The sequence below is a fragment of the Pseudidiomarina mangrovi genome (assembly GCF_003999375.1).
Taxonomy (GTDB): domain Bacteria; phylum Pseudomonadota; class Gammaproteobacteria; order Enterobacterales; family Alteromonadaceae; genus Pseudidiomarina; species Pseudidiomarina mangrovi.
This window is the reverse complement of the sequence record NZ_RJLC01000010.1, coordinates 402,216-420,876: the sequence shown is the minus strand read 5'-3', so window position 1 is coordinate 420,876 and position 18,661 is coordinate 402,216. Positions and strand designations below refer to the sequence as shown.

The window sequence follows — 18,661 nt, the reverse complement described above, 5'->3', positions numbered from 1 at the left end:
GATTCGAACCCCTGTTACCGCCGTGAAAGGGCGGTGTCCTAGGCCTCTAGACGAAGGGGACGCTGAACAAAACAAACAAGTCAGGTTTTCACGTGTACTGAGTGCAGTTTGGTGGAGCTAAGCGGGATCGAACCGCTGACCTCTTGCATGCCATGCAAGCGCTCTCCCAGCTGAGCTATAGCCCCACACCTTGGAACTGCTTCAGTACCCTGACAGCGGGGCGAATTCTAGGGTACTTCCGCCGCTGTCGTCAACCTTTTTTTCGCCTCAACGAACTGTTTGCTATTTTTTTAGGCAACTGCGCTGAAACCACGCCCAATCAAGTGGCTAAGATTCAAAATGATAGATTTCATCCAGCGCTGCGCGGCTATCAACAGTCACGTTCATATCGCGCACTAAACCGTCTTCAATACTATACACCCAACCGTGCAAATTGACCTCTTGACCACGGTCCCAAGCACTTTGGATGATGGTGGTTTTAGCGAGGTTACGCACCTGCTCTATCACGTTCAGTTCGCACATACGGTCAAGTAATGGCCGCGCCGCCAAGCCGACTAACTGCTGCCGATACTCGCGATGAATGTCGCGGATCTGAAACAGCCAGTTGTCCACTAAACCATGACTGGTGCTATCAATCGCCGCTTGCACCCCACCACAGCCATAATGGCCGACTACCAATATATGTTTAACCTTCAACACGTCTACCGCGTATTGCACCACGGATAAGCAGTTGAAGTCGGTTTGGATCACCTGATTAGCCACGTTACGATGCACAAACAGCTCACCGGGTGCCATACCCACGACTTGATTGGCGGGCACCCGGCTGTCTGAACAGCCGATCCAGAGATATTCAGGATTTTGTTGGGCTACCAAGCTTTGGAAAAACTCCGGATCTTCGGTACGTTTTTTAATCGCCCAATTTTTATTATTTTCAATTAACTGACGAATTTTTGGCATCACGTGAGCAACTCGCTGCTGGTTGGCATGATTCGATTAGTTCGCCGCATCAGCGGCGCGCGCCAGTATATAACGAAGTGCTCGCTCAATACGTCCTACCACTTGCTGCTGCTCTAATAACGCCAGGGTACTGTCTAAACTCGGTGAGTTACCGCCGCCGGTGACCGCCACTCGCAACGGCATCCCTACTTTGCCCATGCCAATTTGCAACTGTTCACAGGTATCGGCAATAGCTTGATGAATACCTTCGGCAGTCCAAGTCGACAACGCTGCCAGTTTATCGCGCACCACGCTCAGTGCCTCTGCGGCTACTGGACGCAAATGCTTTTTGGCAGCATCTTCGTCGAAATCAGCATATTCTTGATAGAAATAACCGCTAATTGTAGCCATCTCCTTCAATGTCTTCACCCGATCAGCTTGCACCGCAATAATCTGCTCCAAGCTTGGTCCGTTACTATAATCAATGCCTTGGTCAGCAAAATGCCAAGCTAAGTAGCCTGCCACTTCGCTGGCCGGCATAGTCTTCATATAGTGCTGGTTGAGCCAATTCAGCTTTTCTGTGTTAAATGCCGAGGCGGCTTTGTTCACCGCATCAAGACTAAAATGTTCAATCATTTCGGCCAGTGAGAAAATTTCTTGATCGCCATGTGACCAACCTAAACGCACCAGATAGTTCAGCACCGCTTGCGGTAAATAGCCATCATCACGATATTGCATCACACTCACCGCGCCGTGGCGTTTTGACAGTTTCTTGCCATCGTCGCCTAAGATCATCGACACATGCGCATACTCCGGCACTGGCGCACCCAAAGCTTGAAGAATATTGATTTGTCGGGGAGTATTGTTGATATGGTCTTCACCACGCACCACGTGGGTGATATTCATATCCCAGTCGTCAATGACCACACAGAAGTTATAGGTGGGTGCACCGTCAGTACGGCGAATGATTAAATCGTCCAGCTCGGTGTTAGCAAACTCAATCGGGCCGCGAATATGGTCGTCAAAGCGCACACTGCCGGTTTGTGGGTTGCGAAACCGCACCACAAAGCTATCGCCACTGGCATTAGGGTTGTCGCGGCAATGACCGTCGTATCGTGGTTTTTCACCGGCTGCCATTTGTGCTTCACGCATGGCATCGAGGCGTTCATGCGAGCAATAACACTTATAGGCGCTACCCTGCTCAAGCATCTGGTCAATAAACTGGTTGTACCGATCAAAGCGTTTGGTTTGATAGAACGGACCTTCATCCCAGCTTAAACCAAGCCATTCCATACCTTCTAAAATGGCATCAATAGCCTCTTGAGTAGAGCGCTCGCGATCAGTATCTTCAATGCGTAGCACAAATTTACCACCGTTGGCACGAGCAACTAACCAAGAATAAAGAGCGGTACGTGCACCACCTACGTGTAAATAGCCGGTTGGGCTTGGGGCAAATCGAGTGACCACGGTCATTGTTATATTATTCTCCACAGCATTAAGTGATGCGGCATAGTTTAGCAAGAAGCAGCGTGCTGCGCATTACTGCAAACGAAGACAATCGGCACAAATCAGAGTGGAATCGGCGAAAAAGCCAGCAGTCAGTGCATTGCGTTGTTTTTTCCTGTTGACAGTATCGTTCAGCCACCTATAATACGCCCCGCAACGCACGGAAATTGGATGGTTAGCTCAGCTGGGAGAGCACCGCCCTTACAAGGCGGGGGTCACTGGTTCGAACCCAGTACCATCCACCACGCGTTCCTCCCAATGGATGGTTAGCTCAGCTGGGAGAGCACCGCCCTTACAAGGCGGGGGTCACTGGTTCGAGCCCAGTACCATCCACCACTTTTTTACCCCTCTGAACTCACCAGTTATTGCCCATCATCTGCAGCTAACAGCTGCCAGAAGCGGCGTAGGCTGCGCGAAAATAGCAATAGCCACAACGCCACTAGCCAGCAAAACAGTAATACCCCTTTCACGACTGAAAATTCCGGAAAGCGTGCAGCGATCAAACTAATCAGCAACCAGCCATCGAGCAACCAAGCAATCCATAAAAAGTTAGGTGCCAGCGGTGCAACCCGCACTACCCAAGCTGGGATCTTATCGCCCAGTTGGCTCAGCATCACCACCACAATCAAGGCTGGTAGCCCGATGATCAGGGCCAATAAGAATTGTTCGGTACTGGTATAGAAGAACTGTAGCAAGCGCGAGCGATCTTCCATAAAGGTCAGCGAGATAATCCACGCCGCATAGCCCCGCATAAATAGCAAAATCAGCAGCCATAACGCCACTGGTGTTTGTAGTTTGCCTTCAGGGCTTATGTAGCGTTCGTCACCGGGTTGCAGCACACTTAACCCAACCGCTTTAATTGCTCGCGCAAGGTGGCCACTTCGTCACGCAGCGCCGCGGCTTTTTCGAATTCTAAGTCGCGTGCTGCTTGATACATGGCTTTTTCGGTTTGCTCGAGTTTCTGTACCAAGGCTTTCGGGCTCATTGCCGCTATGTCATAACCAGCTTTTGGCTCTGCCGCAGCGCGTTGCTTCTCTTTACGCGGCGCCCGAATACCACCTAAATCCATGACATCGGTGACCCGCTTGTTCAGACCCACTGGGGTAATACCATGCTTTTCGTTGTAGGCGATTTGCTTGTTACGACGGCGGTCGGTTTCATCAATAGCACGCTGCATGGATCCGGTGATACGGTCAGCGTAGAGAATCGCTTTACCGTTGAGATTACGCGCTGCCCGACCAATGGTCTGGATCAGTGAGCGATCAGAACGCAAAAAACCCTCTTTGTCGGCATCTAAAATAGCCACTAGGCTCACTTCAGGCATATCTAAGCCTTCGCGCAACAGGTTGATACCCACCAGCACATCAAATTCACCAAGGCGTAAGTCACGGATGATTTCCATGCGTTCAACGGTATCAATATCCGAATGTAAATAGCGCACACGAATATCGTGCTCATCCAAATAATCGCTGAGATCTTCGGCCATTTTCTTGGTTAATGTGGTCGCCAGAACACGTTCGTTGAGTTCCACCCGCTTACGCACTTCCGACATTAAATCATCCACTTGTGACGCAACTGGGCGGATCTCAATTTGTGGGTCAATCAAGCCGGTCGGCCGTACCACCTGCTCCACCACCTCATCACCACATTTTTCCAATTCATATTTACCGGGGGTGGCCGAGACATAAATAGTTTGCGGTGCAATAGCTTCAAACTCATTAAACTTCAGCGGCCGGTTGTCCAGCGCCGATGGCAAACGGAAGCCGTAATTAACCAAGTTCTCTTTCCGCGAGCGATCGCCTTTGTACATGGCGCCAATTTGCGACACCGTCACGTGAGATTCGTCAATGATAAGCAGCGCGTCATCAGGCAAATAGTCCAACAAGGTCGGCGGCGGTTCACCCGGCGCGCGCCCTGACAAATAGCGCGAATAGTTTTCAATACCTGAGCAATAGCCCAGCTCCAGCATCATTTCGATATCAAACTGGGTACGTTGGCTAATACGTTGCTCTTCAATCAGCTTGTTGGCTTCAAGTAGCTGTTGTTTGCGGTCTTTAAGCTCAACTTTGATGCTCTCAATGGCTTTAAGAATGGTCTCTCGTGGCGTCACATAGTGGGTTTTCGGATAAATCGTCGCCCGTGCTACATCAGCTTCGGTGACTTGACCTGTCAGCGGCTCAAAAAAGCTTATGCGATCAATTTCGGTGTCGAATAACTCCACCCGCACCGCCAATTGCTCCGATTCAGCTGGGAATATATCAATCACCTCACCGCGCACCCGGTAGGTACCACGCTCAAAAGCGGCATCGTTACGTTTGTACTGCAACTGCGCCAAGCGCCGCAAAATATCACGCTGATCCACCAAATCGCCACGGCGCAAATGCAGCATCATGCTCATATAGGCGTCAGGGTCGCCCAAACCATAAATACACGAGACCGAAGCGACCAGCACCACGTCACGGCGCTCGAGCAACGCTTTGGTGGCTGATAAGCGCATTTGTTCAATATGCTCGTTAATCGAGGCATCTTTTTCAATAAAGGTATCGGTGGTCGGCACGTAGGCTTCGGGCTGGTAGTAATCGTAGTACGAGACGAAATACTCCACCGCGTTATTGGGGAAAAACTCTTTCATTTCGCCGTATAACTGTGCCGCCAGAGTTTTATTGTGAGCTAAAATCAGAGTCGGTCGCTGCACCTTCGCAATGACGTTGGCCATGGTAAAGGTCTTGCCTGAACCGGTGACTCCCAACAAGGTCTGGTGGGCTAAACCAGCGTCAAGATTATCGACTAATTTGGCAATTGCCTGCGGTTGATCACCGGCCGGTTGGTAATCTGATTTTAGTTCAAAAGCCCGACTCATGTACTCTCCTGTTGCCGCTGTAAGGTTTTATTAAACCACCACCACGCTAAACTGGCAGTGATGACATTCGCCACCACACCGCCAATAAATAGACCGGTGATATCAGCCAGCACCGCACCGAGATAACTTAACGGCACGAACATCACAAATAAACGAATAATGCTTAGCATTAATGCTGACATGGGTTGATGTACGGCATTAAAGCTCGAATTGGTCAAAATAATCACCCCTTGCAAGCCATAACTGAGCGGCATGATATAAATAAACAGCCGAATCAATCGGGCCACTTCAGGATCGTTGGTAAATGCCATAGCAATGTAATGAGCGCTGGCGGCGAGTAACAGATAAATGACCAGTTGCACCCCGATCACCGCTTTGATGGCGGTACGGTAAGCCTCTTGCATGCGGCTATAATAAGCCGCCCCAAAGTTTTGACTCATCAGCGGCGGTAATGCCATAGATAGCGCCAGCACCACCACCAAGGCCAATGATTCCAGCCGTGTGCCAACCCCGAAGGCAGCCACGGCTGGTGCGCCATAGGTAGCGACAATAGCCGTCAGTACGGCCATAGCAATAGGGGTAAGCATATTGGCGCTAGCGGCCGGTAAACCAATTTTTAGAATAGCGCGGGCCGAGCGAAACCAACTAGCCCCCTCGGGGGCTTGGAAACTGAGCAGTTGCTTACGGTTAAGATACCACAACACTAACACCGAGCCGATCACCCAACTCAGTACACTAGCCACCGCAGCACCTTGAATACCGAGTTCAGGAAATGGCCCAATACCGAAAATCAATAACGGGTCAAAAATGGCGTTCAACAATCCCCCCGACGCCATAATCAACGATGGCGTGCGGGTATCACCTGCGGCCCGCAAAACCGAGTTACAAACCATTGGCACCACTAACAGAATGGCGCCAGCAAACCACGGTGTCATATAGGCACGGATATCTGGCATTAAGCGCTGTTGCGCTCCCAAAGCTTGGAAAATTGGCTCCATCAACAAATAGCCTAACAGCGCCAAACTGCCTGCCATAAGCGCTGCTACGCTGAGTGCCGCCATGCCATCAAACCGCGCATGTTCGTGCAGCCCGCTGCCACGTTTGCGCGCGATCACTGCCGAGGTGCCAATGCCTAAACCGATACTCAGGCTGACCACGGTAAAAGTCACCGGAAAGGTGAAACTGACCGCAGCGAGTGCATCAGTACCAAGCAAACCAATAAAAAAGGTATCCACCAAGTTAAAACTGATTAGCGTGAGTACCCCCACGATCACCGGCCAGGTCATGCGCCAAAGCGTGACTGGAATAGGATCATGCAACAGTGATTGGGCCTTAGCGGCAGAACTCATGGTGGTTTCACATACATCAAATTAGCAGGCGACCAGTGTAGCTGAATGGACAAAAATGACCAAGCGGTATAGAGTAAGTGCTTCTATTTCAGCCCCTCTTATTAGCCTAAGGATCAAGCCGTGAATTACCTGTTATCCGACCGCGTCAATGCCATTCAACCCTCACCGACTCTTGCGGTGGCGCAAAAAGCTGCCGAGCTCAAAGCTGCCGGCCACGACGTCATCGGTTTAGGTGTCGGCGAACCGGATTTCGATACCCCGAAACATATTGGCGATGCCGCCAAAGCTGCGATTGACGCCGGTTATACGCGCTATACCGCGGTAGATGGTATTCCACAGTTAAAAAAAGCTGTAATGGCCAAACTCAAGCGTGATAATCAACTCGACTATGTGGCCAAAGAAATTTTAATTTCAGTGGGCGGCAAGCACGGTATCTATAACTTGCTAGCAGCCTGGATCAACGACGGCGACGAGGTACTGATTCCAGCGCCATATTGGGTATCCTACCCCGATATGACCAAATTGGTGGGCGGTGTTCCGGTGATTATCAATGCAGGCATTGAGCAACGCTACAAGATTAATGCCGCGCAGCTGGCCGCAGCCATCACGCCAAAAACCAAAATGTTGTTTTTAAATAGCCCTTCGAACCCCACCGGTATGGCCTATAGCCGCGCCGAATTAGCGGCGTTAGCTGAGGTTTTGCGGCAGCACCCGCAGGTATTGATTGCCACCGATGATATGTACGAGCATATTTTGTGGGCCGCAGAGCCCTTTGCCAATATGGCCATGGTAGCTCCTGATTTACGTGATCGTATTGTGATTTTATCGGGCGTTTCTAAGGCTTATGCCATGACTGGTTGGCGTATCGGTTATGCCGCTGGCCCGGCACCTCTGATTGCCGCAATGAACAAGATTCAATCGCAAAGTACCTCAAACCCAACCTCTATCAGCCAGTATGCAGCGGTAGCGGCGTTAGAAGGCGACCAAAGCTGTATTCAAGAAATGGTTAGCGCTTTTAAAAGCCGTCATGACTACTTAGTTGCTGCGCTCAACGCTATTCCAGGTATGCGCTGTTTGGCCGGTGATGGCACCTTTTATACCTTGGCCAATGTTGATGAGCTGATGGCAGCAAAAGGCTGTGCCAGCGACGTTGAATTATGCGAACAATTACTGGAGCAAGCCAAAGTGGCGTTAGTGCCAGGCTCGGCATTTGGTGCCCCAGGTCACGTGCGTTTCAGCTTTGCCACCGCTATGACCATCCTGCAACAGGCGGTGGAGCGTATCGATGGCTTCGCTCGCAGCTAAGTCTTAACGCTTATGGCGGCGGCGCGCCTTCTGGTTGCGCCGCTGATACCATAAATAAATCCCAGTAAACGCCAACAGCAGCGGCAACACACCAACCACTGCATACAAAATTTTCACCGGCAGACCGCCCCACATGCCAAAATGTAAATGGCGGAAGCTATCCAGTGTTTTCGCCCCCAAACCCTGCTCGTTGAGATTATATGAGCTCAAAAACATGCCACTTTGTGCGTCATAATTCGACACACTGCCGTAGTCGCTCAGCAATGGATTACCGGTTGGTGCTTGGCCAAATACCGTAAACGGTAGCTCCGGCTCAAACGGAAACAACAGGTAGGTTGGTCGGAAGCCGTCAATACGTTGGCGACTATCGGTCAGCATGGCGTCAAGATCCACGCTATCGCTATAGAGCCGCTCGGTGACCTTATAATGCTGCTGCCCACCGCCGTGTTCGGTCCACTCTTCATAAAAGATCAAACCGTTGTAATACACCCCGGTAATGCCTAAGACTAGAAGCAATGGCGCCGCAAAGGTACCGGCCATTTTATGGATATCGCTAAACACCACGAGCAACCGTTGATTCCAACGTAAGGTGAAGAAACGTGCCCACCAACGCCGATAAATCACTAAACCAGAAATGCCCATAAACACCAAAAACAACCCTAATACCAGCGTCAGTAACAAGCCAAAATGTTCCGTTGCGAAACTGAATTCGAACGCTTTTAAGTCGTTGAGGAGTAGTGTGTAGTGCAACTCCAATAACCAATCCGTGAAATAATGACCATGCTCTGTCGGTTGACTGCGAAGTTCACCGGTATAGGGGTTTAAATGCACTTTGTGCCAGCTGTCGGTGCCCTCTTTAATCACAAACACACGGTCAGCTTCGTCATGACCGGCAGCAAAAAATTCCCAGCTACCAATTTCATAATCCGGCAGTTGCTGATTCACACGCTGCTGTAATTCAGCCATCGGTAAACGTGGTAACGACGAACTGGGCAAGGCTGCCACCTCGGGCAATAACCAGCTATCGAGTTCTTTTTTAAACACCAAAATGCTGCCGCTTAAGCAAATCAGTAAAAACGGGATCACTAAAATGATCCCGAGCCACCCATGCCAGCGGTGTAAGGTTTTACGATTCACCTGGGCACCTTAAAATTGATAGCGCAGGCTGGCCGAAAAATTACGCGGTGCGCCGTAATAGCCTTGTGCCCACAACAAGCTGTTCAGATAGGTTTTATCGAATACGTTGTTGGCGTTTAACGTCAGCATCAATTGCTCACTGAATTGGTAACTGGCCATTAGATTTAAGCGGCCATAGGCGCCCTGTTCAGTAATGATTGGCTGCCCAGCATTGGCGTAACTCGGCCCCACTAAGCCTTGCAAACGGCTAGTACTGTCTTGCCACAAAAAGCTCGCGCCCACTTTTAGCGCCGCCAGTTGCTCGAACTGATAGGTTAAGCTGCTACGAAATAAGTTTTCCGGGGTGTAGTTTTCCACCAACGCATCACCGTCAACGTCAAAGCTGGTGGCAGCAATACTGCCTTGCAAACCCGCCAACAATTCGCCACTCAGTTCAATTTCAAAACCACTACTACTGACGCCATCAGCGGCTCGATAGACCACCTCTGGCGCATTGGTATTTGGATTCATGACAGTGCCATCACTGACCGCCAAATTACGCTGGGTGATATCAAAGTAGGCCATAGATAACAGCGCTTTATCGCCCAATAGTGCGGTTTTCAAGCCAATTTCGGCGCTTTCACCGGTCAACGCTGGTAACAGCTCGAAATTCCGGTCACGCAGGTTTTGTGCTTTAAAGGTTTCGGTGTACGAAGCATATACCGTGGTGGCATCGCTAAGCGCATGCGTCACACCAAAATAAGGGATAAACTTTTGCTCATCACGGAATCGGTCGACACCATAGCCAATTCCTTCAGCCGTGAACTCATTCCAACGACCACCAACTAACAGCTTGGTATCAGCCCCTAAACTGAAACGCGCCTGGCTATAAAAGGCTTGTTGCTCAGTGTTGATGTCACTGCCGGCCAGCCCATCGGTAAAGCTAGGCAATGGTGTATTACCATCCCAATCTTCTAAACGCGGCATAGCTGGGAAACCGTTCCCTGTGGTGAAGTCGTACAGTGAGCTATCAATAAAATCTAAGCGCGCATGGCTGACCCCGAAGACTACCTCATGATCGCCACCAAAAGCGTTAAAGTTACCACTGAGGTAAAGGTCAAAATTGTCTTGCTTATCATCGTAATCATATTCGCTAGCATAACCGACTAAGCCGAGACCGGTTTGCGGATCGAGGCCAGTAGCCGGATCTGGTAAGTAGGTGTAAAACAACTGGCTGTCTTCGTCGGTGCGCGTGCGCTGATAAGCAGCACGTAGTTTCCAGCGGTCACTTAGCTGACTTTCTAGATCAATAAAGCTTTGCTTTTTAGTGACATTCCAGTACGACCAATTGGCTGAAATATTGGTTTCGCGGGCAAAGTTAGTCGGTGTACCGTCGCCATAGTATAACGTCAACGCGCCCCATAAATTGCCATCGCTATCATTGCGATGCTCACTGTAACCAAAGGTGATCAAAGTGCTGGTGGTCGGAGCATAATCCATGACTAGATAGGCGACCTGGCTGTTGGTGGCGTAGCGATCTAAATACGATTCACGATCATCAGCAACCAGCACCGCACGAGCTCGCCAGGAATCGGTCAAGGCGCCAGATACATCAGCTTCAACGCGTTTTGCCTGCCATGAGCCGAGCATCGTGCTGATACTCGCTTGGCTTGCTGAGGTTGGCTTTTTACGAATTAAATTTACTGTTGCCGCGGGGCTGCCCACACCGGTCATCACCCCATTGGCACCGTGAACGATTTCAATGCGCTCATAAAGCGCCGCATCAACGCGACCAGTGGTGGTGCCGTAATCATGATTCAACCCCAGCCCATCGGTTTGGATGTTGGTGAGCTCAAAGCCTCGAGAGCTGAAGTAGGTGCGATCGGTCTCGACTTGCTCAACGTTGACCGTGGCCGAATACTCCACCGCCGAATTGATATCATTGAGGGCAAAATCTTTCAGCTTCTCAGCGCTGATAACGCTCACGGTTTGTGGTGTGTCTTTGATGCTCAGCGGCAACTTGCTGGCGGAATCCTGATCGTTGACCAGGTAACCACTTTGCCGCTCACCGGTGATCTGCAAGCGTTCAATTGCTTCAGCCGTTTGCGGAAGCTCCGGAGCGGTTGGCGCGGCAATAGCAGGGGCACTGAGTGCAACACTAACAGCGATGGCAACACGAGATACTGCATTCATTTTCGGTTCCTCAATAGATTCACTTCATGACGATAGGCCACAGGTTAATCTAAATGAGAATGATTCGCAATAGTGTTATCGCAATTAATGCTGGGTTAGCTGCAGAAAAATTTCATGACTAGTCACACACTCGCCTACTCGCGCACTGATACGATGAGCGCCAGCACTGCTTAAGGTCAGCAATTCATTGTTTTGCAGCACTGCGCGTTGCCCATTCAGGTACCACTGTACCTGCTCAAAACGGCTACCCACGCGAATACTCAAACTGTCACTAATCAGCCATTCGTCGTGTTCAGGAAACTCAATGAGGCGTTCACAGTTAGTTTTGTCTGGTAGCGGCTTGTGATTGCCGGCCAAAGCAGTCTCTATGCGGCTCAGATTGCTTGGGCTCGCCAGTTGCAATGCATTAATGATAGCCAAGCCAAGCGGCGCAGCATGGCTGGCTCCAGACAATATATCACTGCTCTGATTATCGGCAGCACCCAGCCAGACCACCACCACATGCTGCTCTGTCACGTGTACTGACCAAGCATCACGGCGACCGTTACTGGTACCGGTTTTGTAAACTTGAGCGCCAGCCTGACTGCTATAACCCATGCTCTGGTCTGGCTGTATAGCAAGCACACTAAGCAATTGCTGGCTACTGCTGGCATTCAACAATCCATCGCCATAGCTGCTGCTCACTCCCTGCCAACTGAGTCGCGGAACGCGCTGTTGCAGCAAGCCCAGATAAAGTTGTGCCAACTGCTCGGGGCTCAGATACGCAGCACCAACCGCAAGAGCTAAGCCGGGATCATTGAGTTGACTGGCTGGCAACTGCAAAAACTGCTCGAGTTGCCGGGTGACTAAATCGGCATCGAGCTGCTCCAATGTGGTAATCGCCGGGATATTTAATGACCGCTGTAAAGCCTGTTGCAAACTGACTTGGCCATAAAAACCATCATCAAAATTACTGGGGCGATAGCCATCCACCTGAATTTCGCCATCACGTAAGACACTATTGGGCTGCAACAAGCCGCGTTGCAGAGCAAGTCCGTATATCAGTGGCTTTAAGGTTGAGCCGGTACTGCGCAAACGGGTCAGATAATTGATAGCGCCTTTGCGGGACTGTTGTTGATAGTCAGCTGAACCCAAGTAAACATTAATTGCACCGCTATCGCGCTGGACCACTAATACCGCGCCATTATGCTCATCAGAAAGTGGCTCTACGGCATTTTTTAGCAACTGCCGCGCTTGTGCCTGCCAATGACTATTAATGTCAGTGCTTATCACCCCACCGGCGCTATCTGCCAACCGGTCAATTAAATGTGCATCGCCGCTAACCAAGCTTTGATAACGCAATGGTAACGGCTCATCGCGCCATTCTTGCAGTTGTTCTTGGCTAAAATTAAGCCGCTCGGCGACTGCGTGCAACACCCGCGCACTGGCTTCTGCAGCTTCGCGCGGATGTCGATCGGGGCGTCGACGCTCCGGGCTTTGCGGTAATGCCACCAACAGCGATGCCTCGCGCCAACTCAAATACTCAGGGCTGCGCCCCAACCAGGCTTGACTCGCGGCAGCGACACCTTCGATATTGCTACCATAGGGTGCCAAAGTGAAATAAGCGCTGAGAATTTGCTGCTTGCTCCAATGCTGCTCCAAACGCAATGCCATCAGCAGCTGTTGGGCCTTAGCAAGAGCAGTTTTACGGCCTAACTCAGGGTACATCAGGCGCACGGTTTGCATGGTTAGGGTGGAGGCACCCGAGCGCACGCGTCCACTCACCAACGCATCGCCAGTGGCGCGCAACAACGCCAACCAATCGACACCGTTATGCTGCCAATAACGTTGGTCTTCATAGGCAATCAGTAATTCAAGCAAGCGTGGGTCGATGGCCGCCAAGCTGATGGGTTCGCGCCAATAGCCATCAGCACTCAAGCGGCGCGCCAGCACAGTGCCATCGCTGGCGAGCACCACGTGCGATAAGTATGCTAGCCGTGACGGCGGCAGTGGCTGATACAAATAAGCCAGCAGCGCGCCGCTAAGCGCGCTGACCAACAGGGCTAATACTAAGCCTGCAAGGTAGCCACGGCTGCTGCGCACTACCCGCTGGCTCAACGTGGTATCACCGTGACCTCGGTGCGAGCACTACGACCATGCACTTCTGGGCGATACATAAACTCCACGTGAGTGTCCGGTACCTGCATGGTACCAACAAAACTGGCGCGTACTTGGTACACCAACCGCACTGGCTGTTTGGCTTGCCATGCTGATGATAGCGCCGCACTGAAGCGATCATCCATACGTTCCACACGATCGGGCATGACGGTGATGTAGCTGGCTTTGCCAATATTACCCTTAGCATCGCTTACCCACGGGTCGTTATCATTATCGACCAACTCAAAACCGGCTGGCAGCAAATCAGTAATCATCAGGCGTTCAGACGGCAAATCATCGTCACTGGTGATGGTCAGCATGACGGTCATCAAGCTACCTTGCTGTACCTGCCAGTTACTGTCATTGTCACTGAGTAATTGGCCCTTGGCATCAAACCATTGTTTCTGCACGGTGAAACCACTGTTTTGTGGTTTACTCCCGGCCCGTAAGCCATCCAGTTCAACGCTTAAATACAGTGGCTGGTTACTGGTATGCCCCACACTAAAGCCCTGTTGTGCTTGGCGCGTGGTGATTTGCTGCCAATCAGTCAGGGCTTGACCATTAACTTTTAATTGCACCGATGCTGGGGTTATTTCCGCGTAACGCTGCAACAAAGCTGCTAAGCCGGCATTGTCCCAAGTTGAGCGGAAGCGCATTTGCGCTAAGCCTTGGCTCAATTGCTGCGACAATTTTTGCACGGTACTGCTCTGTTGATCGCTGGCAATAGCGGCCAACAACATGGCGCTGCGACTGCGCGTCAACCACTCCGATTGCGGCTCATCATCATCACTAAACCACTTGCCGAAGCGACTGGTCCAAGAATTTTGTTGGTTATAAAGTGCGGCTAATTGCTTATCAACGGCATCAACACGACCTTGATCTTTGAGCAAGCTGGCAAGCCAATAACCGGCAATCAATAAATCACGCTCTGCAGCATAGCGGTATTGACGCTGCCATGGTTTTTCGTCCTTACCCTCTTGCTGCAACATTTTAATCGCGCGCGGCATTTGCTCATCGAGGGCATACCGTGCGCGGCTGGTTACTTCATAACCTTGTTGCATTAGGATGCCATTGGCGTACATAGCTAACCAAGCATCGCGATAGAACTGCCCATCAATATACTTCAAAGCCTTATCAACCAGGCTTTGCGCCTGCTGCTTATCGGTCAGATAGCCCAACGCTTGTAGCAGCGTATCAGTGGCATACAAGGTATACAGCTCATCAATTTGGCCATTACGGCTCCAATAACCAAAGCCACCGCTACTGTGTTGCTTGGTCGCTAAATTCTGCACTCCCTGCTGCAGCATCGCTTGCCGTTCTGCAGTCATACCCTGCACCGCAATCATCGCCAGCAAGCCCCGTAAACCACTACTGGTTTGCTCTAAACAACCGTATGGATAGCGCTCTAAGCCAGCTACCACCTGTTTCAGCGTAGCGCCGGCTAATGGCGAGATACTCCATTGCATACGCACCTGCTCCGGCTTAGCATAAGCACTGAAATCAACCCCTGGTACTTGCCCCGAGCGACTGACCGGAAAACTCTGCAAGCTGGTCATTGGGTAAGAGCTATCACGCACCACGAGGCGGTAATCGCGACTGATATTTAATTGCGGATTTTGCGCATTCACCCGTACTACCAAGTCACCCACTTCGGCACTGGTGAGGTTCCAATCGATCACCTGTTGAGTATCTTTGCTACCGTTAATCTGCTGCTGACTCACTTGGCTGCCAATTTGCTGATTTAACTGCAAACCGGTCTGGTCACTGTGAAAGCGCAACATTAATTTACTCAGGAGTTCATCGCCTGGGCTCAAGAAGCGCGGTAACGAAACACCCAAGCTCACAGCATCACGCACCTGCACCTGTTGCTCAGCAAAGCCAACCCCAGCTGCACTAGCGCTAATTACCACCACGCGGAAGCGACCCTCCATATCGGCCGGCGCAAAACTATAACTGACGCGGCCATCAACGATATCAAGCAACGGCGAGGCTGCCGTGACGGTGTCAAAGAAGTCGGATTTTTGGATAATTAACGGTTGCTCTGGCGGGCTAGCCATACGCTCAGCCGTCACCATGAACGCGCGATCGCCACCCACACCAATAGTTTTTAGGCTGTCGTCTTGCTTCAGTAGTTGCCCGTAATTCGACAGAAAGCCCATAGCGAAGCGCCGCGCACCAAAGAAAAACTGCTGACTATTGCCATTGCGATAGCCATTTATGGCATGAATGCCTTCATCTACTAAGAAAATCTTCGCCTTACCGGTCGGGCTGCTAAATTCCACATCAATCGTGATTGGCGTGGTGGAAGTCAGCACCTGCGCAGCTTTCACCTTGGTGGTGATGGTGCGTTCTGGCGCTAATTGCGCAACCCAAGCGGTACCCAACGCCAATTGCGGCAAATGCTCACTACCACGGCTAATGGGGCGGACTAAATGGGCTAACACATGAAAGCCCGGCTCGCTGCTGGTTTGCTTACGAACTTGAATGCGGTTAGCGCCCGCTTTGATGGTGAAATCTTGCACCGCTTCAATATCGGTACCAGCCTGCAATACTTTCAAACGACCGGCAAACGGCGCCTGGATCTGAATGATCAGCTGCCCGTCTTGCTCGTTCACTTGCATGGGTAATACATCAGGCTCGTTGAGCGCGACGCCGTTACCCCAACCGACCCGGAATGGCAGCACAGTCTTATAACCATCGCTACTGACCGCGGTTAACTCATACCAGCCCCAGGCTAATGGATTGGCGAAGCTGAGCGTGGCTTGATCGGTATCGCCCTGCTCAATCAATTGATCAGTTTGACGTTTTAAGCGGAAGCGCCAGCCATCACCACTTTGATAAAACCAATCGTAACTGTAATCAACTTTGCGCAATTCATAGTTGACCTGCTGCAAGGCTTGCTCTTGACCTTGCCGATTGATGCGTTGCAAGCTGAACTTAACCGCCTGCCCCTCGTCGAAAGTCGCGCTATCATTCGTTGTCTGTGCGCGCACTCCTAAGTAACTGGCATGGGTATCTAGGCTTATGCGACCTTTAGCATCGTTCGCGCGCCCACTGGCGTCGAATACGCTGCCATCCACGCCGATACTGTACAGCGCTGGTTGCTCAATGGCGTCGGCATCAAGGGTAAATTCAGCACTGAACTTGCCATCGGCATCAAGGGTGCCGCTGGCTTCGTCAAGATAGCTGTAACTGTTGATGGCCTGCCCAAAAAAGTAGCCCTGCCAGCGTTTGTCCTCATGGCTGTTGCGGCCACTTAAAGCTATCGCAATATCAGCATTCAAACCCGCCGCAGCGCCGCCCGACAGATAATCAGCGCGAACACTCACGGCAATGGGTTCGCTCACCGCTACCTGTTCAGGCCCTGCAATAGCCGCCGCAATGGTCAGCGGCACAAAGTCGTCGACTTCAATCACATGGCGCGCTAGCAGGCTGTTATCCATGCTCAGTACCTGTAACTCATACACGCCTAACTGTGCTTGCGCGGCCAGCGGTACCTGAGCCGCGGCACTGCCACTGCTGTCAGTGGTGACCATGCTGCTAAATACCACCTCGCCTTGTGGGTCGCGCAACTGCAACTGCAAATCACGCTGTACCTGGGCATCCAAGCTGGCATCACGGGCTAATAGCAGCCACTCGATGGTATCGCCACCGCGATATAAATCGCGCTCAGTGGTGAGGTAAATATCGCCCGCCACACTGCTAGCGCGGCCACGTTGATTGCTACTGAGATTATTGCCAGCGGCACTAAACGGCATCAAAGCAATACCTTGCTGCTCGGTTTGTACCACGATAAATGCCGGTGCATGCTCACCACTGCCATTGAGCAGGGCACGCGCAATCCGCACCCGCCCTTGTGCATCACTGCGGCCCTCAAACAATAAGCGGTTATTTTTCGCCACCACGTTTACCGCGGCATTAGCGTGCGCTTGCGCCTGATCAAAACTGCCTAACCACACATCAACAAATTGCTGGCCATGAAAACTGGTTACCCCAACGTTAGATCGCAACAACCATTGCGTCGGCCGCTCCTGCCAGCGCTCTTGTTGCAACTCGGGCGAGTCCAATAGCGCAACAAAGAGCCCCTGCTCGTCACTTGGCAGGTACTTATTTAAATCGATATTAAAAGCCTGTTTTTGCTGCTCGCCAGCATTAAGTTTGACGGTAAAACTACCGACTTTTAAACCCACACCCTCAGCAAAATAATCGGCATCGTAACTATTCAGATTTTGGAACAAATCGTAGGCATTGGTGATACTGCGCAAATCTACTTTGAAGAGATTAATAGTTAAGGTATCAACATGAGTTACGGTAATTGGCACCATGGCATTTTGCTGCATTGGCAAAATAGTTTTACCTTGCTGCAATACAATCTCTGCTGGCCGACGTTCAGTGCTAGCAAACAATTTCAGGGTTTGTTCAAGAGTGACATGATGACAGCTGTCGGCCGCACAGTTGCTCAGTTTGAGCCCCGGTAACAGTTCAATTTGATAATCAGCGGCATACTCAAGGCGCTCTATACACAATTGCGCCGACTCATTGAGGTAATCGTAGTATTGCCGTGGCCGCTCTTTGGGCGGTTCACCTGGGCTATTCACACTAAAGCTAACCGCTTGGCCATCGCGAGTCACCCGTACGTAACCCTGCAAATCGCCTTGTTGTGGCCACAACAACTGCTTGTTATCGCGCCGATAAAAATTTGTACAAACCCGCGCTTGGTCGTTGCTCGGCTGGAATACCCAGCTTGCTACCGCAAAAGGTGCTGGAGCTGCTGCACGTTCAAAATCAGCGGCATCCGCAGTGTAGATTTTGCCGTCTAGAGTGAAGGTCAGCAATTGTCCGCTCGTCGCCAAGCTGACTGCCACCTCGTTCACGCCGAGTACCTCAACGGTAGCACCGGCTGGCACCTGCTGGCCCTGTGAGGTGGTCACGGTACGTTTAGCCACATAGGCCGTGGTGGCGTTTGCTGTATGGCTGATAAGCAAGGTGCTGGCTAGCATCACCACCAACAATATCTTGACTGCTAAGAATCGAACCGCCGCGTTCATGGCTATTTCCTTTTTTTATGTAACTGGACGGCGCGACTACTTGCCGAATTTGCGTGTTGAATTTGCGTGTTGAATTTGCGTAAAGAGTAGACTCTATTTTGTAGACAGAGTTGCACTAAAAAAGTATAGCCAAGTTTTCGCCTTTACCTAAACTTTACTTTACTCTGTAATACCAACACCCTCAGCAGTTGTGGTATTTTTGTTATGGGTCT

The 18,661-nt window shown here is 51.1% G+C and carries 10 protein-coding genes and 3 tRNA genes; 3 read left to right on the top strand and 10 right to left on the bottom strand.

Features of this window, described 5'->3' with window-relative positions; all coding sequences use genetic code 11:
- Window positions 1–109 precede the first annotated feature (109 nt).
- The 3 genes from EFO84_RS05195 to gltX all read right to left on the bottom strand — a co-directional run bounded on the left by EFO84_RS05195 (window position 110) and on the right by gltX (window position 2,409).
- Window positions 110–185: transfer RNA gene (locus EFO84_RS05195), tRNA-Ala, on the bottom strand.
- Window positions 186–327: 142 nt separating this feature from the next.
- Complete coding sequence (gene can / locus EFO84_RS05190; RefSeq protein WP_127347009.1) at window positions 328–957, bottom strand: carbonate dehydratase; 630 nt, start codon at window positions 955–957, stop codon at window positions 328–330.
- A 36-nt stretch (window positions 958–993) separates the two neighbouring features.
- A complete protein-coding gene (gene gltX / locus EFO84_RS05185) occupies window positions 994–2,409 on the bottom strand; it encodes a glutamate--tRNA ligase (RefSeq protein ID WP_127346989.1) in 1,416 nt (471 codons plus the stop codon).
- 202 nt (window positions 2,410–2,611) lie between these two features.
- On the opposite strand from gltX, the gene EFO84_RS05180 reads away from it, so the two are divergent.
- Window positions 2,612–2,687: transfer RNA gene (locus EFO84_RS05180), tRNA-Val, on the top strand.
- A 15-nt stretch (window positions 2,688–2,702) separates the two neighbouring features.
- Window positions 2,703–2,778: transfer RNA gene (locus tag EFO84_RS05175), tRNA-Val, on the top strand.
- Window positions 2,779–2,804: 26 nt separating this feature from the next.
- Here the strand turns inward: EFO84_RS05175 and EFO84_RS05170 are convergent.
- From EFO84_RS05170 to EFO84_RS05160, 3 genes are read right to left on the bottom strand one after another with little or no spacing between them, the layout of a single operon-like run.
- Complete coding sequence (locus EFO84_RS05170; protein ID WP_164742378.1) at window positions 2,805–3,281, bottom strand: DUF2919 family protein; 477 nt, start codon at window positions 3,279–3,281, stop codon at window positions 2,805–2,807.
- A gap of 2 nt (window positions 3,282–3,283) precedes the next feature.
- Window positions 3,284–5,302, bottom strand: coding sequence for an excinuclease ABC subunit UvrB (gene uvrB, locus EFO84_RS05165; RefSeq protein ID WP_127346987.1), 2,019 nt, complete (start codon window positions 5,300–5,302; stop codon window positions 3,284–3,286).
- Window positions 5,299–6,651 (bottom strand): MATE family efflux transporter, encoded by a 1,353-nt coding sequence (locus tag EFO84_RS05160; RefSeq protein WP_127346986.1) that lies wholly within the window; start codon window positions 6,649–6,651, stop codon window positions 5,299–5,301. The genes uvrB and EFO84_RS05160 overlap by 4 nt, the downstream gene beginning before the upstream one ends.
- Before the next feature lie 120 nt (window positions 6,652–6,771).
- On the opposite strand from EFO84_RS05160, the gene EFO84_RS05155 reads away from it, so the two are divergent.
- Complete coding sequence (locus EFO84_RS05155) at window positions 6,772–7,956, top strand: pyridoxal phosphate-dependent aminotransferase (RefSeq protein ID WP_127346985.1); 1,185 nt, start codon at window positions 6,772–6,774, stop codon at window positions 7,954–7,956.
- Window positions 7,957–7,959: 3 nt separating this feature from the next.
- Here the strand turns inward: EFO84_RS05155 and EFO84_RS05150 are convergent, their stop codons facing one another.
- The 4 genes from EFO84_RS05150 to EFO84_RS05135 all read right to left on the bottom strand — a co-directional run bounded on the left by EFO84_RS05150 (window position 7,960) and on the right by EFO84_RS05135 (window position 18,449).
- The gene (locus EFO84_RS05150; RefSeq protein WP_127346984.1) at window positions 7,960–9,093 is read right to left on the bottom strand and encodes a PepSY-associated TM helix domain-containing protein; all 1,134 of its coding nucleotides are present in this window, start codon (window positions 9,091–9,093) and stop codon (window positions 7,960–7,962) included.
- A 9-nt stretch (window positions 9,094–9,102) separates the two neighbouring features.
- Window positions 9,103–11,265, bottom strand: coding sequence for a TonB-dependent siderophore receptor (locus EFO84_RS05145; RefSeq protein WP_127346983.1), 2,163 nt, complete (start codon window positions 11,263–11,265; stop codon window positions 9,103–9,105).
- A gap of 84 nt (window positions 11,266–11,349) precedes the next feature.
- A complete protein-coding gene (pbpC, locus tag EFO84_RS05140) occupies window positions 11,350–13,362 on the bottom strand; it encodes a penicillin-binding protein 1C (protein ID WP_127346982.1) in 2,013 nt (670 codons plus the stop codon).
- Window positions 13,359–18,449, bottom strand: a complete 5,091-nt coding sequence (locus tag EFO84_RS05135) for an alpha-2-macroglobulin family protein (RefSeq protein WP_127346981.1) — start codon at window positions 18,447–18,449, stop codon at window positions 13,359–13,361. The genes pbpC and EFO84_RS05135 overlap by 4 nt, the downstream gene beginning before the upstream one ends.
- Window positions 18,450–18,661: the final 212 nt, after the last annotated feature.